The organism is Pseudomonas sp. Z003-0.4C(8344-21), from assembly GCF_900104975.1.
GTDB classification, from domain to species: Bacteria; Pseudomonadota; Gammaproteobacteria; order Pseudomonadales; family Pseudomonadaceae; genus Aquipseudomonas; species Aquipseudomonas granadensis.
Genome location: NZ_LT629756.1, coordinates 2,705,521 through 2,726,902, shown reverse-complemented (window position 1 = coordinate 2,726,902; position 21,382 = coordinate 2,705,521). Strand labels below are relative to the sequence as shown.

At 60.8% G+C, this 21,382-nt stretch carries 21 protein-coding genes; 9 read left to right on the top strand and 12 right to left on the bottom strand.

The annotated features are described in order from the left end of the window. The first annotated feature begins 79 nt into the window (after positions 1-79). Entirely contained in the window at positions 80-763 is a 684-nt protein-coding gene (locus BLU24_RS12670) for a response regulator transcription factor (protein WP_090284268.1), read from the top strand. Then, positions 741-2,135, top strand: a complete 1,395-nt coding sequence (locus tag BLU24_RS12665; RefSeq protein ID WP_093100676.1) for a sensor histidine kinase — start codon at positions 741-743, stop codon at positions 2,133-2,135. The genes BLU24_RS12670 and BLU24_RS12665 overlap by 23 nt, the downstream gene beginning before the upstream one ends. 128 nt (positions 2,136-2,263) lie before the next feature. On the opposite strand, the gene BLU24_RS12660 is transcribed toward BLU24_RS12665, so the two are convergent. The 3 genes from BLU24_RS12660 to BLU24_RS12650 form a co-directional block, all read right to left on the bottom strand. Beyond that, positions 2,264-2,674, bottom strand: a complete 411-nt coding sequence (locus BLU24_RS12660) for an SRPBCC family protein (RefSeq protein ID WP_093100673.1) — start codon at positions 2,672-2,674, stop codon at positions 2,264-2,266. 232 nt (positions 2,675-2,906) lie between these two features. After that, entirely contained in the window at positions 2,907-3,575 is a 669-nt protein-coding gene (locus tag BLU24_RS12655; RefSeq protein WP_093100670.1) for an HAD-IA family hydrolase, read from the bottom strand. Between the two features lie 56 nt (positions 3,576-3,631). Further along, positions 3,632-4,045, bottom strand: coding sequence for a response regulator (locus BLU24_RS12650; protein ID WP_090284276.1), 414 nt, complete (start codon positions 4,043-4,045; stop codon positions 3,632-3,634). 199 nt (positions 4,046-4,244) lie between these two features. On the opposite strand from BLU24_RS12650, the gene BLU24_RS12645 reads away from it, so the two are divergent. Further along, positions 4,245-5,186: a class I SAM-dependent methyltransferase gene (locus tag BLU24_RS12645; RefSeq protein ID WP_093100667.1), complete on the top strand. Its 942-nt coding sequence runs from the start codon at positions 4,245-4,247 to the stop codon at positions 5,184-5,186. Positions 5,187-5,258: 72 nt separating this feature from the next. Here BLU24_RS12645 and BLU24_RS12640 read toward each other — a convergent pair whose 3' ends face one another. Together BLU24_RS12640 and BLU24_RS12635 are read right to left on the bottom strand one after the other, a co-directional pair. Continuing rightward, entirely contained in the window at positions 5,259-6,209 is a 951-nt protein-coding gene (locus tag BLU24_RS12640; protein ID WP_093096621.1) for an IS481 family transposase, read from the bottom strand. A gap of 199 nt (positions 6,210-6,408) precedes the next feature. Then, on the bottom strand, positions 6,409-7,041 hold the full coding sequence (locus tag BLU24_RS12635; protein WP_093106626.1) for a TetR/AcrR family transcriptional regulator: 633 nt from the start codon (positions 7,039-7,041) through the stop codon (positions 6,409-6,411). 164 nt (positions 7,042-7,205) lie between these two features. Here BLU24_RS12635 and BLU24_RS12630 point away from each other — a divergent pair, with 164 nt between their 5' ends. Further along, complete coding sequence (locus tag BLU24_RS12630) at positions 7,206-7,646, top strand: hotdog fold domain-containing protein (protein WP_093100663.1); 441 nt, start codon at positions 7,206-7,208, stop codon at positions 7,644-7,646. Positions 7,647-7,766: 120 nt separating this feature from the next. On the opposite strand, the gene BLU24_RS12625 is transcribed toward BLU24_RS12630, so the two are convergent. From BLU24_RS12625 to BLU24_RS12615, 3 genes are all read right to left on the bottom strand, one after another. Then, complete coding sequence (locus BLU24_RS12625; protein WP_093100660.1) at positions 7,767-8,453, bottom strand: GNAT family N-acetyltransferase; 687 nt, start codon at positions 8,451-8,453, stop codon at positions 7,767-7,769. Positions 8,454-8,528: 75 nt separating this feature from the next. Continuing rightward, entirely contained in the window at positions 8,529-9,086 is a 558-nt protein-coding gene (locus BLU24_RS12620) for a YceI family protein (RefSeq protein ID WP_093100657.1), read from the bottom strand. Between the two features lie 83 nt (positions 9,087-9,169). Then, positions 9,170-10,525, bottom strand: a complete 1,356-nt coding sequence (locus BLU24_RS12615; protein ID WP_093100654.1) for an MATE family efflux transporter — start codon at positions 10,523-10,525, stop codon at positions 9,170-9,172. Positions 10,526-10,725: 200 nt separating this feature from the next. Between BLU24_RS12615 and BLU24_RS12610 the strand changes: the two genes are divergently transcribed. Together BLU24_RS12610 and BLU24_RS12605 are read left to right on the top strand one after the other, a co-directional pair. Then, entirely contained in the window at positions 10,726-11,286 is a 561-nt protein-coding gene (locus tag BLU24_RS12610; protein ID WP_093100651.1) for a chorismate mutase, read from the top strand. Between the two features lie 135 nt (positions 11,287-11,421). Then, positions 11,422-13,065 carry a sensor domain-containing diguanylate cyclase gene (locus BLU24_RS12605; protein WP_093100648.1) on the top strand — a complete coding sequence of 548 codons (1,644 nt, stop codon included), beginning with the start codon at positions 11,422-11,424 and terminating at the stop codon, positions 13,063-13,065. A 54-nt stretch (positions 13,066-13,119) separates the two neighbouring features. Here BLU24_RS12605 and BLU24_RS12600 read toward each other — a convergent pair whose 3' ends face one another. Next, on the bottom strand, positions 13,120-13,506 hold the full coding sequence (locus tag BLU24_RS12600; RefSeq protein WP_090284292.1) for a c-type cytochrome: 387 nt from the start codon (positions 13,504-13,506) through the stop codon (positions 13,120-13,122). A gap of 51 nt (positions 13,507-13,557) precedes the next feature. After that, a complete protein-coding gene (locus BLU24_RS12595) occupies positions 13,558-14,889 on the bottom strand; it encodes an aminotransferase-like domain-containing protein (RefSeq protein WP_093100646.1) in 1,332 nt (443 codons plus the stop codon). Positions 14,890-14,980: 91 nt separating this feature from the next. Between BLU24_RS12595 and BLU24_RS12590 the strand changes: the two genes are divergently transcribed. Then, positions 14,981-15,874 carry a DMT family transporter gene (locus BLU24_RS12590; protein ID WP_093100643.1) on the top strand — a complete coding sequence of 298 codons (894 nt, stop codon included), beginning with the start codon at positions 14,981-14,983 and terminating at the stop codon, positions 15,872-15,874. Here the strand turns inward: BLU24_RS12590 and BLU24_RS12585 are convergent. After that, positions 15,867-16,694: an AraC family transcriptional regulator gene (locus BLU24_RS12585; RefSeq protein WP_093100640.1), complete on the bottom strand. Its 828-nt coding sequence runs from the start codon at positions 16,692-16,694 to the stop codon at positions 15,867-15,869. The genes BLU24_RS12590 and BLU24_RS12585 overlap by 8 nt on opposite strands. A 268-nt stretch (positions 16,695-16,962) precedes the next feature. Here BLU24_RS12585 and BLU24_RS12580 point away from each other — a divergent pair, with 268 nt between their 5' ends. After that, the gene (locus tag BLU24_RS12580) at positions 16,963-17,481 is read left to right on the top strand and encodes a carboxymuconolactone decarboxylase family protein (protein WP_090284301.1); all 519 of its coding nucleotides are present in this window, start codon (positions 16,963-16,965) and stop codon (positions 17,479-17,481) included. Positions 17,482-17,670: 189 nt separating this feature from the next. After that, positions 17,671-19,902, top strand: coding sequence for a GAF domain-containing hybrid sensor histidine kinase/response regulator (locus BLU24_RS12575; RefSeq protein ID WP_093100637.1), 2,232 nt, complete (start codon positions 17,671-17,673; stop codon positions 19,900-19,902). Here BLU24_RS12575 and BLU24_RS12570 read toward each other — a convergent pair. Beyond that, the gene (locus tag BLU24_RS12570; protein WP_093100634.1) at positions 19,870-21,315 is read right to left on the bottom strand and encodes a SulP family inorganic anion transporter; all 1,446 of its coding nucleotides are present in this window, start codon (positions 21,313-21,315) and stop codon (positions 19,870-19,872) included. The two genes, BLU24_RS12575 and BLU24_RS12570, sit on opposite strands and share 33 nt — an antisense overlap. Between the last annotated feature and the right edge of the window lie 67 nt (positions 21,316-21,382).

Genomic DNA, 21,382 nt, shown 5'->3' with positions numbered 1-21,382 from the left:
TGAAAGTTAATTTAAAGCGTCACGGAAATTTCTTGGCAAAATGCTGCCATTCCGTTTGAACCGATCAGCAGGCCTGCCTATGACTCGTATCTTGACCATCGAAGACGACGCCGTGACCGCCCGGGAGATCGTCGCCGAACTCAGCAGCCACGGGCTCGATGTCGACTGGGTCGACAATGGCCGCGAAGGCCTCGACCGCGCCGTGAGCGGTAATTACGACCTGATAACCCTTGACCGCATGTTGCCCGAGCTGGACGGCCTGGCCATCGTCACCACCCTGCGCACCATGGGCGTGGCGACGCCGATTCTGATGATCAGCGCCCTCTCAGACGTTGATGAGCGGGTGCGGGGTTTGCGCGCCGGCGGTGACGATTACCTGACCAAGCCGTTCGCCACCGACGAGATGGCCGCGCGGGTCGAAGTGCTGTTGCGCCGCCAGACAAGCGTCGCCACGCAAGCGACGACGCTGCAGGTCGCCGACCTCGAACTGGATCTGATCAGCCACGAAGCGCGCCGTGCCGACCAAGTGCTGACGCTGCTGCCGACCGAGTACAAACTGCTCGAATTCCTCATGCGCAACAGCGGCCAGATTCTTTCGCGAATGATGATTTTCGAAGAGGTCTGGGGCTATCACTTCGACCCCGGCACCAACCTGATCGACGTGCACATCGGCCGCCTGCGCAAGAAAATCGACGCCGCTGGCCACGTTCCGCTGATCCGCACGGTACGGGGCTCCGGCTATGTCATTGCCGAACCCGTCTGACGGCTGGCGCTCTTCCAGCAGCCGTCTGCTGGCGCTGTACAGTTCGCTTTTCGTGGCCTGGAGCGCGATCCTCATGGGGGTCATGTATTACGAGGTGTCGGGCTACCTCGACAACCTTGCCAAGCATTCGCTGATGCAACGCCAGCACCTGTTTTCGCACTTTCGTGGAGAGCAACTGGAAGACGCTCTCGCCGCCAGCATGACTTTCGATATTCGTGGCATCGACGCCTACGGCCTGTTCAGCGCCGACGGCGTTTACCTCGGCGGCGCACTGCAACAGATCCCCGAAGGCCTGCCGCTGGATGGCAAGATCCACATGCTCGCCGACTGCGCCGATTCCGACGATCCGACCCTGCCGAGTGACAGCTGCGACGCCGTGGCCACGCAAACCCGCGATGGCCGCTGGCTGGTGCTGCTGCGCGACAACGGCTCGTTGTTCGCAGTGACGCGGATCATTTTGCATGCGTTGTTCTGGGGCGTATCGCTGACCATCTTGCCGGGTGTCGCGGGATGGCATTTGCTGCGGCGCCGACCGTTGCGACGGATTCGGGCGATTCAGGACAGCGCCCAGGCAATCGTCGCGGGTGATCTGACCCATCGTTTGCCGCTGTCCAACCGCCGCGATGAGCTGGACATGCTCGCGGCCATCGTCAACGCGATGCTGGAGCGCATCGAGCGGCTGATGAATGAAGTCAAAGGCGTCTGCGACAACATCGCCCATGACTTGCGTACGCCGCTGACCCGCCTGCGCGCGCAGTTGTATCGCATGCAGCAACAGGCCGGCGAAGGCTCGCAGGAAGCGGCGCAACTGGACCTGGTGCTGGCCGAAGCGGATACGCTGATGGCGCGGTTTCGCGGCTTGCTGCGGATTTCCGAACTGGAAGATCGTCAGCGCCGCTCAGGATTCGTGCAACTTGACCCGGTGCAATTGCTCGAAGAACTGCATGAGTTTTACTTGCCACTCGCCGAAGAAGGCGAGCTGCGTTTCGAGCTGAACATGCCGGAAACCCTGCCGCCGCTCAATGGCGATCGGGCGTTGCTGTTCGAGGCACTGGCGAATCTGTTGAGCAATTCGATCAAGTTCACCCCGCCCGGCGGCACGGTCATGTTGCGCGGGGTGAATGCCGGTGGGCAGACGCAGATCGAAGTGCACGATTCGGGGCCGGGGATTCCCGAAGCGGAACGCGAGGCGGTGTTCCAACGGTTTTATCGCGCCGAGGGTGGGCAACCGAAGAGCGGTTTTGGCCTTGGCTTATCGATCGTCGCAGCGATTGTCAGCCTGCATGGCTTCAGCCTGCACGTGAGCAGCAGCGACCTGGGCGGGGCGAAACTGCTGCTCGATTGCAGGCAGAGCCTGATCGGTAATTCCTGATCAACTTTTGAAATGCAATCCATGTGGGAGCCAGCCTGCTGGCGATGGCGGTGTGTCAGTCAACGGATGCGTTGAATGATCGATCGCCATCGCCAGCAGCTAGCTCCCACAGGTTTGCGCGTCGACCATCAAACCGGGTAATTGGCGCGCAATGCGTCCAGTCCACCCTGGTAAATGCCGTTGAACAGCGCCACCACTTCCTCATCGCTCACGCCCACGGCATTAAATCGTCCCGACCAGGTCACCCGTGCGCCCTGCCCCTGGGCCTCGACCTTGAGCGTGGCCAGATAATCAGTTGCCGGAAACGGCGCCTGTTCGATCGAATAGCTGTACGTCATGGCGGCGTTATCGAAGGTTTGCAGGCGCTCGATCACCACGCCGCCGTCAGCGGTTTTCAGGCTGCGCACACGTCCGCCGTCGGCCAGGGTGCTTTCGGTAATGAGTGGCAGCCAGTCGGGCAGCGTGTTGAAGCCGCCGATCAATTGCCAGACCTGATCGGCCGAAGCCGGGATATCGATGGTTGCAGAAGCGGTTGCCATGGAAGTGGGCTCTCTAGTCCGTTTCAAATATTGTAACCCCTCATCGGAACGCCGCCCGCCTAGCCTTCTTCCGAGGGAGAGGGAACCGATCGGGGGATATTAACGATGTGCGCCGACATGGAAGATTCGCTCTGAATCCATAATCGCTCAGGTCGTTCAGGTCGGCGTCTGACGCGGCAAAACTCGGTCAGTCCCCTCTCCCTCCGGGAGAGGGTTAGGGTGAGGGTTTTTTTCAGCTCTTGAACAACCGAAGTAGCCCTTCACCATCAACCTCAACCCTGATCGCGTCATAACTGGCGATCGTCGCATGCGCGGTTTCCAGCGGATGCTGATGAGTCGTGGTAATGATCATCAACGGCGCACCTGCCGCTTCCGCTGCCTGAATGCCCACTGCCGCGTCCTCGAATATCAGGCAATCACGCGGTTCAACCCCGAGGCGTTGCGCCGCCAAGCGATACCCCGCCGGATCCGGCTTGCCGGCCTTGACATCTTCCGCCGTAATCAACACCGCAGGCGCGGCAATGCCGGCGGCGGCCATGCGCCGCAACGCCAGATCGCGCGGTGCCGACGTGACCATCGCCCAGCGCTGCGCCGGCAGGCTGTTGAGAAACGCCGCGGCGCCGGGAATCTCGACGATGCCTTCGACGTCATCAATTTCCGCAGCGGTAATGAACGCCGCTTGCGCTTCGGCATCCACCCCCGGCAGGTTCAGACGGGTGATGGTGTCGATCGCCCGCGCACCGTGGATGGTCGGCAAAAACGCTTCGACATCGACGTCATGGCGTACTGCCCAGGCCGACCAGATGCGCTCTGCAGCGGCGATGGAATTGAGCACGGTGCCGTCCATGTCGAACAGGAACGCACCGAACGCGCGGTCGAAAACAGAAGTTTCAGCAGACAAAAGGGCAAATCCTCTGACAGGGGGGCGGGCAAATTCGCCCGCCAATGTAGCATCTGTCAATGCAGTTGCGGCGCCTTGGACTTGAACGCGTTTTCCACACAGTCGAGCAACTGACCGATCGCCCACGGCTTCTTGATGAATGCCACCGAATGCTTGACCCCCGAGGTCTCCGGGGTCTCATAACCGGACATGACCATCACCGGTTTTTCCGGCCAGCGGTCACCGACCAGATTGGCCAGGTCGGCGCCGTTGAGCGTGCCGGGCATGGTGATGTCGGTCAGTAACAGCGCAACGTCTGCTGCATGTTTTTCCAGATACAGTGATGCTGCGTCAGCGCTGGTTTGCGGTTCGACCTTGAACCCTTCCTCCTGAAGAATTTCGCAAAGAAACTCCAGAATCAACGGATCGTCTTCCACTACCAGAATCAACCCGCCAGGAAGGTGCGCGCTCGACGTAGGTGTAGGGCACATGAACAGCACTCCCCCGAATTACATTTTCGATTAGCGGTTTGGATCCGCTGCTTAACTGGTATGAGCAGTGGGCTCTGTAGAAATTCACTTTTGATACAGGACTTTTCGACAACGAGCTTTTCAGCGGTTATGGATCAACGTTCGCAACCTGGCAATTGTGGTTAAAATGCCGGCCCATTCTGCTTGCCGATCCTGCCCGATGACCCCTGAAGCCCTCGCCACCCTCCACGCCCATTTGCTGCCGGCACTTGCCGCCGCCCCTGGCGAAACCCGTCGCCTGTTTCATGGACGCGGGCGCTGCTGGCCGGGGCTGGAGCAGTTGACGGTGGACTGGTTGCAAGGCGTGGTGCTGGTGTCGCTGTTCAAGGAACCGGCACCTGAACAACTGGAAGATCTGAAGCGCTTGCTGCTCGAGATCACTGCGGGGGACGAATGGCGACAGTGCGGAGCGCACACCTTGTTGATTCAGCATCGCTATTTGCCACAAAGCACCGCCGAATGGCTGCTCGGCGACGAGATCGAGGAAATGACCATCGTCGAGGGCGGCCTGCAGTACCGCGTCGATCTGGGGCGCAAGCAGAACGCCGGGCTGTTTCTCGACATGCGTTACGGGCGCGACTGGGTGCGCGAACAGGCCAGCGGCAAACGCATACTCAATCTGTTTGCCTACACCTGCGGTTTCTCGGTCGCAGCCATTGCGGGCGGCGCCAGCCATGTGGTCAACCTCGACATGTCGCGCGCGGCGCTGAGCCGCGGTCGCGACAATCATCGCCTGAACGGCCATGACCTGAGCAAAGTCAGTTTCCTCGGCCACGACCTGTTCAAGTCCTGGGGCAAGGTGATCAACAGCGGCCCGTACGATCTGGTGATCATCGATCCGCCGTCGTTCCAGAAAGGCAGTTTTCTGCTGACCAAGGATTACCAGCGCGTGCTGCGGCGCCTGCCGGAATTGCTCACGGCGCAGGGCAGCGTACTGGCGTGCATGAACGACCCGGCGTTCGGCCCGGACTTTCTGATCGATGGCGTGACGCGGGAAGCGCCGCAGTTGTGCTTTGAACAACGGCTGGAAAATCCGCCGGAGTTTCCGGACATCGATGCGGAGAGCGGCCTGAAGGCGCTGGTTTTCCAGCGCAACGACTGACTTCCTGACGACGCCCCCTTGTGGGAGCCTGCTCGCGAAAGCGTTCTATCAGTCGCAGCGATGTTGACTGAGCTAGCTGTGTAAACCCACCACGTTGTTCACGGATGCTATTCGGCTAATCGGTGGTAAATAACTCAAACTGGCATGCGGGCGATGCCAGTTGTACCTGTGCAACCAAGGCATCAGATACGTCGCGCGTTGATCTGAGCTTTCATAACTTCTGGCGTAGGCCCATTCGCGCAGAGCGGTCTGTATAAATCGCTCTGCCTTGCCATTCGTGCGCGGGGTGTAAGGCTTGGTAAAGATGTGCTTAAGCCGCAGCCGCCGGCACAGGCGCTTGAAGCTCCTGGATTTGTAGCAAGGGCCGTTGTCGGTCATTACCCGCTCGAATTTCACGCCGAGCGTTTTGTAGTAACGCAGGGCCCGGATCAGCGCGAGGCAGGCGCTACGAGCGGTTTGGTCTGGGTATAAACCACAGTGCGCCACTCGACTATGGTCGTCGATGGCAACATGTCCAAACTCCCAACCCACATGGTAAGAACGGCCTTTCAGACGGTCTTTTGTCACTCGATGACCAGGTTTGTTAAAGCGCCCCAGCCTCTTGATATCCAAGTGCAGCAAGCCTCCCGGCTGAGAGTATTCGTAGCGAATAACCGCAACTGGCGGTTCCAGATAAGCCAGGCGATTGAGTCCGTTGCGGCTCAATATCCTGCCTACCGTGCTATGCCCCACCTTCAAAGACTTACTGATTTCGCCATAGGTTTTTCGCTCACGGCGAAGCTTGATGATTTTCTCCAGACACTCTGGGGCAGTAGCGTGCGGACAGGAAGCCGGGCGGGATGAGCGATCCTGGAGACCTTTTTCGCCTTCGGTTCGATAGCGGTTTATCCACTTGTAGGCAGTGCGAACGCTGACCCCTTGGGCCTTGGCCACCTCTTCAACTCTCAAACCCTCTGTGAGGACTCTTTGAACAAGAAGGGCTCGACCAGAAACAGTTAATCGGGCATTTTTATGAGTGTTCACTCGGGGCCTCCGGGGGCTTGGTTTGGTTCGCACCTCCAATTTCCCGGAAAAGCCCCGAGTGAACAACCTACAGAGAGATCACAGCTAGCTAGCGCATTCGCGAGCAGGCTCCCACAGGGTCAGCGTTTTGCTTCAGAAATTTGGCGAGTCGCGCAAACAGCCCGGGGTGTCCATTGACTGCCATTCCCCTTGCGCAAAATCAGTCGGGCAACGCCGAGTCAGCGCGAATCGAGCGCCATGCGGCTTGCGCCAGCACCTGGCGATATTCCATCGGACTGCCCTTGACCCGCCCCGCCAGCCACGCCCGGCAATAGCTGTCGGCCTGGCCGATGATCAGCGATGGCAATAATTCGAAGGGCAACTCACGCAATTTGCTAATGCGTCCGGATTCGCCGAGCCATTCGCGCAGGCGCCGATTGCGCGTTTTGTTGCGCTCGGCCAACTCATCCTTGAACGGCCCCTTGGTCACGGCAAATCGCGCGTGATACTGGAAGCGCGCCCATTGTGGCTGGCGCTCGACCCAATCCAGATAGCTGAACACTAACGCCTGCACGCCCTCTTCGGTGCTTTTCGCGGCATCCAGATATTCATCGCGCAGCCGCGTCTGGTCCTCCAGCGCCGTGAAAAACAGCGCCGCGACCAAGCCTTCCTTATTGCCGAAATGGTGATAGATCGCGCCGACGCTGGTGTCGCACTCGGCACGAATCATCTCGATGGTGGTGGCCTCGATTCCCTGCTCGTTGAACAGATTCAGCGCCTTGCGAAAGATGTCGCGCTTAAGTTCGGCCCGCCGGCCGGGGTAACTGCGTTCAAGTAGATCTGCGGTGTCCATGCTGCTCAGAGCCCGAAAAATGAAAATGGAAGACACGCTCGTGCCCAAGAAAAAAGCCTGCACAGGTTGACAGATTTCATGCAGACAGAATACCGTTCCGTTACGGAATATTATTCTGTAACGGAATATCGTTCTGCCAAACCACTTATCGCGAGGCGTTTCCCATGAGTCAATCTCTCAGCATGTTCAACAGCGTCGGCTCCGATGCCTTCAGCAAGATGGCCTGCCAGTTCGCCCCTTACTTCAGCACGATCAACCCAGTGATCAGCGAACTGCGCCCGAACGCCGCCACCGTTCACGTGCCGTTTCGCAAGGAAATCACCAACCACCTCGGCACGGTCCATGCGATTGCCATGTGCAACGCGGCAGAACTCGCTGGCGGCATGATGACCGACGTCTCGATCCCGGACGGCGCGCGCTGGATTCCCAAAGGCATGACCGTGGAATACCTGGCCAAGGCCAAAACCGACGTGACGGCAGTGGCCAGCGCTGAAGGCGTGGATTGGCAAAGCGAGGGCGACAAGGTGGTGACCGTCGATATTCACGATACCGAGGGCAAAAAGGTCTTCACGGCGCGAATTACCATGAATGTGAAGCTTGGCTGAATAGCCGGACTGGCTGCGGATTGAGTGTTGATCGTTCCCACGCTCCGCGTGGGAATGCAGCCCCGGACGCTCTGCGTCCATAGCGTGACGCAAAGCGTCATGCGGGGTACGCCGAGCAACTCAGTGCAGCGTCAGCCGCTGGCGGACGAATTCCTCGGTATGCCGGGTGGTCTGATCCAGATGCCGGTCACGCTGTTTCTCGGCGTCGAGCATGGCGCGCTTGCCGTTTTTCTGCAGCAGATAGGTATGAATCTGCTGAACCTCGAGCGAGCGATAAATCGGGGTGGTATCGATAAATCCGCGCAGGCCGTTGCTGCGATAGTGCCGGGTGCTCATCAGTACCTGGGTTTCGCGCGAGCCGATTACCTCAAAGCCCAGCGCCTCGAAATACGGGACCTTGCCAATGTTGCACGTCAGTTCGGCATGCGGGTATCGCCCGACCATTTCGCCGATCATCGCCCGCGCCACACCCTGGCGCCGATGCCCTTCGCGCACGGCCATGTAGGCGACGCTGCACGCTTCCCAGTCGCCCTGCACCGGCAGGTACAGAAGAAAGCCGATGACCTGCTCCGGATCGTCCTCGTCAGTCGCCACCAGCAATTCCACCTCGGTGCCCTTCTCGCCTTTCAATGCCTCGAGATACAGATGCACCTCATAACCCACCGCGTACTGATAGACGTTGTAGAGCAGGTTGCTCGGGCCAAGGCCGACTGCGCTGATGTCGGTCAGGTAGTCGACGACCATTTGCAGAATCTGGCTATTGACGCCTTCGGGGCATGGGGTCTTGTAGTGGGTGATGCGTGGCATGACAGGCGAACTCCGGCGGAAAACCGCGACATCATACCTTGTGGATCGACAGAATCTGCTGATGGCAGCTTACCGTCACTGCTGTGGCGCCACGACCTTGAATCTGATCGCGATCTCTCTGGATACCACCGAGTCTGCCCACTCCCCCGCGCCGAGGCGAAACTCGTCGCGATTGAGGATCATCTCGCCGTCGAACACACCGATGCCGCTGCCCGGTTTCAATTCCACCGGCACCTGCACATCGCGCGTCATGCCTTTGAGGGTGAGCTGGCCGTCGATCAGATAGCGATGCTCGGCCACTTCGGTGAAACGCGTCGACTTAAACACCGCTACAGGAAATTGTGCGGTATCGAACCACGCCGGTTTCACCAGTTCGGTGTTGGCGTCTTCACTGCCGGCATCGATGCTGGTGAGATCGATATGCAGCGTGGTCCGGGCGTCACCGAGGCGGGCGCTGTCAAAATCCAGCGCCGCCTCGAACTTGCCGAAGGTGCCGTACATCGGCGCGCCCATTTGCCTGTAGGTAAAGCTGATCTGGCTGGCGGTGGTATTGACCCGATTGTACTCAACGGCCTGCGCAGCAGTCGTGGCGCACAGGCAAAACGCGGCAGCCAGCAGCAATCGGATCGACATTGACATTCTCCAGGCTGGGCTCGCTATCGGACGCCTCGATTGACTTTAAGCAAACAACCGTCGTTACGCCAACCCTCGCCGGGCTAAACCAACCGCTCGATCTTCTGATGCCGCCAGACCAGTTTGTAATACAGGGTTTGCAGCACCAGCATGCCCAGATACGCTACCGGGAACGCCATCCACACACCCTGCAATCCAAATTGCCCGTCGAGCCAGTACGCCGCCGGCAGTTGCACGCCGACGACGCAGATGATCGCAATGGCCACCGGCACCAGCACCGTACCGCTGGCGCGCATGATGCCGCCGATGATCGCCTGGAAGCCGAACACCAACAGGCTCCACAACATGATGTGCAACAGATGCTCGGCCATCGCCCGGGTCGAGTCATCGGTAAGGAACAGCCCGAGCAACCAGTGCGACAACAAATAGCCGATGACAATCAAACCACCGGTCAGGCACATGTTGATCACAAGGCCCGTGCGCAGGATCGGGCCCATGCGCTCCAGCCGCCCGGCACCAATGGCCTGCGCACCGAGAATCGATGCGGTGATCGCGATCGACAACGCCGGAAACTGCACGTAATTGACGATCTGCGTCACCGCGCCATAGGCCGCTGTCGCTTGCGAGCCGTGCTGGTTGACCAGTGCCAGAATTACCAGCTCCGACAGCGACAGCACGATCATCTGCACACCGGTCGGCAGGCCAATGCGCAGCACCTTGCCGAGAATCGCCCGGTCGAGTCGCAGGGCGGCAAAAAACTCCCGGTCCGGCGCCAGCGGATGCCCCTTGCGAATCAAGCGCCACGCCAGCCACGCCATCGCCGACAGGTTACCGGCCAGCCCGGCATAAGCTGCGCTCTGAATGCCCAGTTGCGGCAAGCCGAACCAGCCGCGAATCAGTGCCGGCGTCAGCGCCAGCCCGACGCAGGTCGAGACCATCAGCGCCAGCAGCGGGGACAGCGTATCGCTGACCCCGCGCAGCAATTGCGTAAACAGCACGAACACCAGGAGTGACGGCAGAATCCACAGCATTACATGGGCGTACTCCACCGCATCATCGAGTACATCCACCGGCGTTCCCAGCCCGGTCAGCGCCTGTCGCGCAAACACGCTGCCGAGCACCGCCGCCAGCAAACCGATCAATACGCCCAGCAACAGCGTCGCGCCGGCAATTGCCTTGACCATGTGCGGTTCCCGCGCGCCCCAGGCCTGGCCGATCAGCACACCCGCCCCGGCACCGAGGCCGATCACCAACGCAATGAAAAAGAACACCACCGGAAACATCCCCGACACCGCCGCCAGTGCCTGGGTGCCGAGCATCTGGCCGATGTAGATGCTGTTGACCGTGCCCGACATCGATTGCAGAAAATTCGACAGTACCATCGGCGCAAGGAACAGCAGATAGGTTTGCCAGAGCGGGCGGTGGTTGGCGACTTGCATTGAGGGGAGGTCCATCTCTACGGCGGCAGGGGTTGATGGAGGATAGCTTCGATGAGTTGCGAGCGGTGTGCAATTAACATTTCCGTTCGCTGTTTATCAGCGGTTCAAACATCGGCTAAACAATCGCTGACGGTAGTAGGTAGCGTGTCACGGGCTGTGGTAAACAACACGCACGCCCATTTTCCGCTTGAGGTCTGTTCATGCCGCACGTTGCCAATTTGCTGACCGCTACCCTTCTCACCCTGCTCGCCACCACCGTTCACGCCGCCGCGCCCGCCGAAACCTTGAAGCCGTTGGTGCAGACGCTGAACGAACGCCTGAACATCGGTGACCTCGTGGCGCTGACCAAATGGGACAGCGGCAAGCCGATCCAGGACAGCCCGCGTGAAGCGCAGGTCATCGCCAATGCACAGACGCTTGCCACAGAACGCCAACTCGACCCGCAAGACGTTGCGCAATTGCTCGCCGCGCAAATGGAGGCGAACAAGCTGGTGCAGTACGGTCTGCTCGCGAAATGGCAAGCCGCCGGTGCCGCGCCGGACACGCCGCGCCCTGATCTGGGCAAGCAGATCCGTCCACGTCTGGATGAGTTGCAAACACGGCTGCTGCAACAGTACGCCGACTTCGCGCCGTATCGTCATGATGCCGATTGCCCAAAATGGCTGGCCAATGCCCGCAACGGCCTGACCCGGGATGCGCTGCATGATCTGGCGTTGACCCGTGCGACCGGTGAGCTGTGCATTCGGCCGGTAGCGCCGTAATCAACAGCGTACGCAGCTCTTCCAAAAGCACAGGCAAGCCAACCTGAGACTGCCGGGCAATCCACACGCGACTGGCCCCCGCCGCCCATTGCGCATACCATTCGCCGACAAAAATCAGAACAGACCCTGCCTGCCATGCTCAAAGCCAGTCTGCGTAGCCACCTCACCCTCTGGTTCGCCGGTTTGTCTTTGCTGACACTGTTGAGCGTGGGCTTCTATGTCGGCCACATCGCCACCGAGCAGATGAAGCAGGCCAGCGGTAATGCGCTGCTCAATACCGCGCGCGCGGCGGCGTCCTTGTTGGGCGAACAACTGCGCGAACGCCAACTGGAGGTTTATCTGCTCAGCCGTGCGCCGCATCTGGAACGCGGCGATCTCGACAATCCGGCGATCCTTAAATCGATGCAATTGCGCACCGAGGCCCGCGCCGAGTATGCGTGGATGGGCGTCACCGATGCCGAAGGCAAGGTGCATCAAGCGGTGGGCGGTTTGCTGGTCGGCCAGTCGGTGCAGCAACGGCCATGGTTCCGGGCCGGGCTGAATGGTGAGTACACCGGCGACCCGCATGAGGCCGTGCTGCTGGCGAAAATGTTGCCCGCCCTGCCCAACGGCGAGCCGCTGCGTTTCATCGATTTTGCCGCGCCGATCCATAACGCCGAAGGCCGGGTCATCGGCGTATTGGGCGCACATGCACACTGGAGCTGGGTCACGCGCATGGTCGAGTCGGCGGCGTTCGCGCATAAACATTCTGCGCCGGACATCGAAGCGTTGATCATCGATCACGATGGCAAGGTTCTCTATCCGGAAGCGCTGGCTGGCCAGCAAGTGGCGACGGCTGACGAAGAGCTGCAAGGCTGGACGGCAAGCAATGGTTTTCTGACCAGCACGGTCAGCGTGCCGCCCCCTTCCAGCACGGCACTGACCTGGTCGATTGCCGTGCGTCAGCCATTGCAAACCGCACTGCAACCGGCACGCCTGCTGTTTTACAAATTGCTGATTCTCGGCGTGTTCGCGGCGGTGATTTTTGGTCTGGTGGCCTACTATCTGGCGCTGTATCTGAGTCGGCCGATCGAGCAGCTCGCGCACTCGGCCCGGCAGGTGCAGAACAAACAGACCGGTGTGCAATTTGCTTTGCAACACCCGGTGCAGGAAATCGCCCAGCTCGGCCAGTCGATCGAGGCCATGACCCAGTCGCTGCTGGCCAAGGAGCGCGAACTGCAACAAGCCAATGCCTCACTCGAAGCCACCGTCGCGCAGCGCACTGCGGCGCTGACCCAGGCCAATGCCGAACTGCTGAGTCTGGCTACCCACGACGCCTTGACCGGGGTTTATAACCGTCGTCGTTTCGACGAAAAACTCACCGAGTACACGCTGCTGTTTCGCCGCACCGGTCGGCCATTCTCGCTGCTGCTGATCGACGCCGACCATTTCAAGCGCATCAACGACACGCACGGTCACGCAGTGGGCGATGCTGTCCTGCAACAATTGGCGCAACTGATTCAGGCCAGTGTGCGCACCACCGACTTCATCGCTCGTTACGGTGGTGAAGAGTTCGCCGTGCTGCTGCCGGAAATCGCCACCCCCGACACACCCGAAGTGGTCGCCGAAAAGATCCGCGCGGCGATCGCCAGCGCGGATTTCCCAGGCATCGAACAAGTCACGGTGAGCATCGGTATCGGTCTGGCTGACCCGGCTGACAACAGCCATGTCGCGCTGCTCAAACGTGCTGACCAGCAGCTGTATCAGGCCAAGGCGAACGGTCGCAATCGGGTGGCGTGAGCAGGCGTTGCTGAAATATTGCTTCGGTGTTGTAGTTGGAAATTGCCGCAGAACTTACTGCGAAAACGTCTGCAGATACGCCAACAGATTATCCAGCTTCTCCTCGTCGCTCAGTCCCCAGAAAATCATCCGCGTGCCGGGCACCACGTCTTTCGGGTCTTTGAGGTAGGCAATCAGCGTGTCGCGATCCCAGGTCAGCCCTGAGTTTTTCATCGCGTCGGAATACACATAGTTCGCGGAGGTCCCGGCCGGTCGGCCGATGATGCCATTGAGTTGCGGGCCGAATCCGGGGCGGGCGGATTCGCCGACCTGATGGCAGCCGCCGCACAGGCGCGGAAAGATTTTTGCGCCAGCTTCGGGGTCGCCTGCGGCTTGCGTGAGAGGACTGAGCAGGCCAGTGCCGAGCACCAGCGCGAGGGTCAATGCAGCAGTGTTTTTCATCGCAAGTTCCGATTCCATTTCAACGGGCGGCGCAAGGTTAGCATTTTGTGTTTATAGATAAGCGCCGAGAACCCGACGGACAGTACTCAGTGCCTGGCGCAGTACATCAATGTCTACCGAGCCCAGTGCCAGGCGAATCGCATGCGGCACATGGCTCGCCACGGCAAACGGTTCGGCGCTGGTGACCGAAATCTGTTCGCGCATCAATTCGACGATGATCTGGTCGGCGCGCACGTCTTCCGGCAGCGGTAGCCACAGGAAGTACGAAGCCGGATGGCCAATGCAATGCAGACCTTTGAGCACCTCGGCGGCCAATGCTTGTCGCGCCATGGCGTCGTTGCGTTTCTGCTCTTCAAGCAGCGTCACGGTGCCGTCGTCGAGCCAGCCACAGGCGATGGCGGTCATCACGCCCGGCGTGTTCCAGGTCGTGGCACGGATCACCCGTTCCAGCGCTGGCACCCGCTCGAGCGGTGCGGCGATGAAGCCAACGCGCAGGCCCGTGGCGATATTTTTCGACAGGCCCGAGACGTAAACCGTGCGCTCCGGCGCCAGATCAATCAGCGCGCGTGGTGGGTTTTCCACCAGAAACGCGTAGGCCGCATCCTCGATCAGCGTCAGATCATAACGCCGGGCGATCGCCACCAACTGCTCGCGCTGCGCCAATGGCGTCACCCAGCCCAGTGGATTGTGCAGTGTCGGCATGCAGTACACAGCGCGCACCGCGCGGTGGCGGCAGAGCTTTTCCAGGACGTCGAGGTCCGGCCCCTGAGCGCCCGACGGGATCGCGACAATTTCCAGATGCAGCGCTTCGGCCAGAATCTTGAAGCCGGAGTAGGTCAATGCGTCGGCGGCGATCACGTCGCCGGGTTTGAGCAGCGCCATCAACGTCACCGCCAGCCCCTGTTGGGCGCCGTTGACGATCAGTACTTGCTCGGCCGTGACCTCGACGCCGCGGCTCTTCAAATACCGGGCGGCCGATGCGCGCTCGTGGCTGCGACCGGCGTGGGGTTGATAGCGCAGCAACGCTTCCAGATCGCCCGACAAGGCCAATTGGCGCAGCGCTGTGCGCAACAGCTCCGCCTGCCCCGGCAATGACGGGTAGTTGAAATTGAGGTCGATCATGCCGACCGCCACGTCTTTCTGATCGATGCCCTGCCCCGGTGCCAGCGAGGTTTCTCGGACAAACGTGCCGCGCCCGGTTTCGCCGCTGACCAGGCCCATGGCCTCAAGCTCGGCATAAACCCGCGACGCGGTGACCAGCGCCAGCCCCTCTTGCGTCGCCAATTGCCGATGTGTCGGCAAGCGCGTGCCCGGTGCCAGACGCCCCGAACGAATATCCGCAGCATAAGCGTCGACCAGTGTTTTATAGCGGGAGCGTGGCATGTCGAGGTGTATCCATGACAATTTTTTGATTGTGCTGATTCTCGGCCCTAGCATCGGCGCAACGCACCTCACTTGTCGAGCATGACTTCGTATGGAACAGACTTCGCACCTGCCCGCCCCGGCACTGGAAAAAACCAGTGGCTGGATCAATGGTTTCATTGGCGTGCTGATTTTCAGCGGCTCGCTGCCCGCCACACGCCTGGCGGTGCTGGAGTTCGATCCGGTGTTTCTGACCGTGCTGCGCGCCGCGATTGCCGGGGTGCTGGCCGTGGTTCTGCTGGGGTTGTTCCGCCAAGCACGGCCGGCGTGCAATCAATGGCTGTCGCTGCTGATTGTCGCGCTTGGAGTGGTGCTGGGTTTTCCGCTGCTGACGGCGTTGGCATTGCAACACGTCACGTCGGCGCATTCGATTGTGTTTGTCGGATTGCTGCCACTGGCGACGGCGATTTTCGGCGTGCTGCGCGGCGGTGAGCGGCCACGTCCGGTGTTCTGGCTGTTTTCGATTCTCGGCAGTGCGCTGGTGGTCGGTTTTGCCTTGTCGCAAGGTTTGACCGCTTCGCCCACGGGTGACCTGTTGATGCTCGCGGCCATTCTCGCCTGCGGCCTCGGTTACGCCGAAGGCGCAAAGCTGTCACGCAGCCTCGGTGGCTGGCAGGTGATTTGCTGGGCGCTGGTGCTGTCGTTGCCGCTGATGGCGATTGCCAGTCTGTGGCTGGCGCCCGCCTCGTTCGCTACCATCAGTCTGCCTGCGTGGCTGAGCCTGGGTTATGTGTCGCTGTTCAGCATGCTGATCGGCTTTGTATTCTGGTATCGCGGCCTGGCTCAGGGCGGGATCGCAGCGGTCGGCCAGTTGCAATTGCTGCAACCGTTTTTCGGACTGGCCCTGGCGGCGACGCTGCTGCACGAACAGGTCAGCCTCGGCATGCTGGCGGTGACGTTGGGCGTGATTCTGTGCGTAGCCGGGGCGAAGAAATTCGCTAAATGATGCTCAGGGCGCCAGCCTTCCATTCACGCGGGCTGAGCCCGGTCTTGCGTCGAAACGCCCGGGCCAGCGCCGACGGGCTTTCGTAACCGACCTCCTCGGCGATCAGCGCAATCGGCCGGCCCTCGCGCAGGCGTTTCTGCGCCAGACTGACCCGCCAGCTCAGCAGATAATCGGCCGGCGTCTGCCCGACCACACGGCGAAACTGCTCGGCAAAACCGGCGCGGGACAGGTTGGCGACCGACGCCAGCTCGGCCACGCTCCAGGGTTTGTGCGGTTGCTCATGCATCAGGTTCAGAGCACGCGACAAGCGCGGATCGGCGAGCCCGGCGATCATCCCCGGTTGTTGTTCTCGGCTGCTGATCAAGTGGCGCAACAGCAGAATCACCAGCAATTCGAACAACCGATCCATCACCGCCATACGCCCGCAATGGCCTTCGAAGGCTTCCTTGAACAACCATTCGAGTGTGTTGCCCAGTTCGGGAACGTCCGTCAGCTTCAGCACCAGATAATCCGGCAGCGCCGCCGCCAGGGCATTGCCGGAGCCGCCGTCGAAGGTCAGCGATGCACAGACTAGCCGGGTGTCCATGGCTTCGTCGGCAAACATGCGATGAGTGAAGGGGCGCGGGAAAAAGATCAGCGATGGCTCAGTTAGCCGCATCTCGCGATCACGACCCGGCTGCAACAACAACTCGCCCGTCTGCAATAGATGAACATGGCCGACCGGCTCGTCCTCATGCACGCTGACGCCACAAAACGCGCCGCTGTGAAATGTGCCGGCATTCACGCCGAAATGGCTGAGCAAGGTTGACAGGCGATCCATGGGCGACTCCGGTTTTGTTGGCTGCTTGTGGTGTTGCAACGCTCGCTCCGCGTCGAGACTTTCGCGAGCAGGCTCGCTCCCATTCTGGAATGCATGCTCATCTGGGACCCTGCTCGCGAAAGCGCCCCCCGTCGATAAGTCCTCCGCACAAACACATCTGGACGATCTGCAGCATATCCTCGACGATTTGCCGCCAAAGCACCAGACACTCTCAATAACATGGCCTCCATCCCCGGCGCACTTCGCACCGGTACTTCGGAGAATCACCATGAGCCGCATCAACGCTATCAGCCTCGACACCGCCACCGACGCCACCCGCCCTGTGCTCGAAGGCGTGAAAAAGAAAATCGGCTTTCTGCCGAATCTGTTCTCCACATTGGCCAAGGCGCCGGTCGCCCTCGACACCTATGTGCAGGCTTCGGCGATCCTCGGCAAGACCTCACTGAGCGCCCAGCAAAAAGAAGCGGTGTACCTCGCCACTTCCCAGGTCAACGGGTGCGACTACTGCCTGGCGGCGCACACCTTGTTCGCCGGCAAGGCCGGACTGTCGGCCGAGGACATCGTCGCCGCCCGTCACGGCGAACTTAACGCTTACGCCGCCCTCGCCCGCCAACTGGTCGAAACCCGCGGCCACTTAAACGATGAGCAGATCGCTGCCGCCCGCGCCGCCGGTATCGACGACGTGAAAATCATTGAAGTGATCGCGCTGGTCGCCGTGCAGACCCTGACCAACTACCTGAACAACACCGCGCTGACCGACATCGATTTTCCTGCCATCGACGCGTGATAAAACGTCAGCAACAACGCCGTGGCGAGGGAGCGATACCCTCGCCACAAATCGTTTCGTCCGCCGCATCGTGGCATGATGCGCGCAGGTCCGGATCCACACTGGCCAACACCACGCCAGTGCTCTGAAACCAAACACCGGCACGAGGGTCTTCTTCACATGCTGACGTCAGGATAAGACAAGCCCCCCATGAAAGACTGGTTGCAGGACAACGGCGCAATGGCCGAGCAGATTCGACGTCACGATTGGGCGAACAGCCCGCTCGGTCCGTTGCAACACTGGCCCGATGTACTCAAGACCACTGTCTCGCTCTGCCTCGCCTCGCACTTTCCTCAAGCGATCATTTGGGGCCCGGAACTGATCACTCTGTACAACGACGCGTTTGTGCCGATTCTCGGCGACAAGCCCGATGCATTGGGCCGTCCCTTCAGCGATATCTGGCAGGAAGCCTGGAGCGAGATCAGCCCCATCGCCGATGCGGCTTATGCCGGACGCGCCACCTATATCGAAAACTTCGCGCTGATGATCGAACGCGGCCGCGGCCCGGAGCAGGCCTATTTCACCTTCTGTTACAGCCCGATTCGCGATTCTCTTGGCAATGTCGTCGGGATGATCGACACCGTCACCGAAACCACGCAGACCGTCCACCTCAACCAGCGCCTGGTGGTCCTCGATGCGATCGGCAAGGCCGTGACCAACGCCACTGACGCCCAAGACATTCTGGCGACGAGCACGCGGCTCATGGTCGAGCAGTTGCAACTGTCCAATTGCGCTTACGCCGACATGGATGCCGACGAAGACGGTTTCACCATTCGCGGCGACTACGCGGCGCCGGGCTCGCCGAGCATTGTCGGCCATTATCAGTTGCGCGATTTCGGCAAAAAAGCCGTGACCCTGCTGCGTGCCGGCAAGCCGCTGGTCATCCATGACAACCGCAGCGAACTGCCGCCGGAAGAATCGGCGACGTTCCAGGCCATCGGCATCACCGCGACCATCTGCATGCCGCTGATCAAGCAAGGTCGCTTGACTGTCCTGATGGCTATCCACGACAAGGCGCCGCGGGTCTGGTCGGAATTCGAACAGGCGCTGTTAAGTGAAGTGACCGAACGCTGCTGGGCGCACATCGAGCGGGTGCGCGCCGATGCCAGCGTGCGCGAAGGCCTCAACGCGCTGGCCGAGCTAAACGCCACGCTCGAACAGCGCGTCGAGGAGCGCAGCCTGCGCCTGGCCCACGCGGAATCAGCCTTGCGCCAGTCGCAAAAGCTCGAAGCCATTGGCCAGCTCACCGGCGGCGTCGCGCATGATTTCAATAACCTGCTGACGATCATTCGCTCGTCAGTGGATTTTCTGCGCCAGCCCAACCTTTCCGAAGAGCGCCGCCAGCGCTATATGCGTGCGGTGTCGGATACGGTAGAACGCGCTTCCAAGCTGACCAGCCAGTTGCTCGCCTTTGCCCGCCGCCAGCCGCTCAATCCGCAGGTGGTCGATGCTGGCGAGCGTCTGGAAAACATCGGCGAAATGCTTGAGTCGGTGACCGGTGCGCAAATTCATGTGTGCGTCGAACGGCCCGATCATCCCTGCTATATCCGCGTCGACCTGAGTCAGTTCGAAACCGCGCTGATCAACATTGCGTTAAACGCCCGCGATGCCATGAACGGTCAGGGTCTGTTGAAACTGCGACTGGAATGCAACAAGCCGCTGCCAGCGATTCGCGGCCACGCCGGCTCCGGCGGGCAGTTCGTGTCGATTGCTCTGGCCGATAGTGGCCCCGGCATCGATGCGAAGACTCTTGAGCACATCTTCGAACCGTTCTTTACCACCAAGGATGTCGGAAAAGGCACCGGATTGGGCTTGTCTCAGGTGTTCGGCTTTGCCAAGCAATCGGGCGGCAACGTCGATGTGTCCAGCGTGCTCGGCGAAGGCACGGAGTTCACCCTGTACTTGCCACAAGTGCCTGCCAGTGAAGTGGAATGCAACGATGCGGCAGACGATGACGACGCAGAGCCGCTGCACGAAAAGCGCCGGGTGTTGGTGGTCGAGGACAATCTCGATGTTGGCCGCTTTGCCAATCAGATTCTGCAGGACTTGGGCTACGAGACGGTCTGGGCGACCAACGCCGAAGAAGCCCTGCAACTGGCAGGTGCTGACGCCATGGCCTTCGATGCGGTGTTTTCCGACGTGGTGATGCCGGGCATCACCGGCGTCGCTCTAGCCAAAGAGCTGCGCCGGCGCCGCCCGGATCTGCCGGTGATTCTGACGTCCGGCTACAGCGAAGAGCTGGCGCGCAGCGGTTACGAAGGGTTCGAGTTCATCGCCAAGCCCTACTCCGCCGATCAGGTCTGGCGCATTCTCGGCAAGACCTGGCTCAAGGACGCGTCCGGCGCAGCCTCAGTCGTGATCGACGCCGGCACGCTTGAGTAATTTCTTGCAGCGCTCCGACAGATGAAATACCTGCAAATGCTTGCCGGCCTTGGCGTAGCGCTCACGCAGGGTTTTCAGCGCAGCAATGGCTGAATAATCGACGAAGCTCAGATGCCGGCAATCCAGCGTCACCCGGTCCGGGTCATTGGTCGGGTCGAACTGGTTGAGAAACGGCGTGGTCGAGGCGAAGAACAACGTGCCATGCAGGCGATAGAGCTTGCTGCCGTCGGCTTCCAGATGCTCGTCGGCGTACAGTTCGCGCGCCTGCTGCCAGGCAAAGTTGAGCGCGGCAATGACGATGCCGCAGAGCACAGCGGTGGCCAGATCGGTGAACACGGTGATAGTGGTCACGGCGATGATCACCAGTACATCGTTGAGCGGCACTTTGTTCAGCACCCGCAACGACGCCCAGGCGAAGGTCTGCTGCGACACCACGAACATCACGCCGACCAGCGCCGCCAGCGGAATCCGCTCGATCAGCGGTGACAGGAACAGAATGAACAACAGGATCAGCACGCCCGCGACCACCCCGGACAAACGCCCGCGCCCGCCGGAACTGAGGTTGATCACGGTCTGCCCGATCATCGCGCAACCACCCATGCCGCCGAATGCGCCCGAGACCATGTTCGCCGCGCCGAGCGCTACGCACTCGCGGTCCGGATAGCCGCGGGTTTCGGTGATTTCGTCGGTGAGGTTGAGCGTCAGCAGGGTTTCCAGCAGACCGACCAGCGCCATCAGGATTGCGTAGGGCGCGATGATGCGCAGGGTTTCGAGATTCCACGGGATATCCGGCAGCGCAAAGCTCGGCAAGCCGCCGGCAATGTGCGCCATGTCGCCGAGGGTGCGGGTTGGCAGGCCGAACAGGTAGACCAGCAGACCGACGCCGAGGATCGCCACCAGCGCCGGCGGCACGGCGCGGGTCAGGCGCGGCAGGAGGTAGACGATGGCCATGGTCAGCAGCACCAGACCGGTCATCAGGTACAACGGCGTGCCGCTGAGCCAGTCTTCACCGTTTTTGAAATGCTCCAGTTGCGCCAGGGCAATGATGATTGCCAGACCGTTGACGAACCCGAGCATCACCGGGTGCGGCACCATGCGCACCAGTTTGCCCAGGCGTAGCAGCCCGAACGCCATCATGATCAGACCGCCGAGCAACACCGTCGCCAGCAGATACTGCACGCCGTGCTGAACCACCAGCGCGACGATCACCACGGCCATCGAGCCTGCGGCGCCGGAGACCATGCCCGGCCGCCCACCGAACAATGCCGTCAGTGTACAAATGATGAACGCGCCGTACAGGCCCATCAGCGGGTTGAGGTGCGCCACCAGCGCAAACGCAATGCATTCGGGCAACAGGGCAAACGAGGTGGTGAGTCCGGCCAGGACATCGGCGCGCAGACGAATCGGTTTCATGGCTTACCTGACTGAGCGGCCGACGCGGCGACCGCAGGTGTTCGGAAAAAGAGGGGGGCGAATGTTA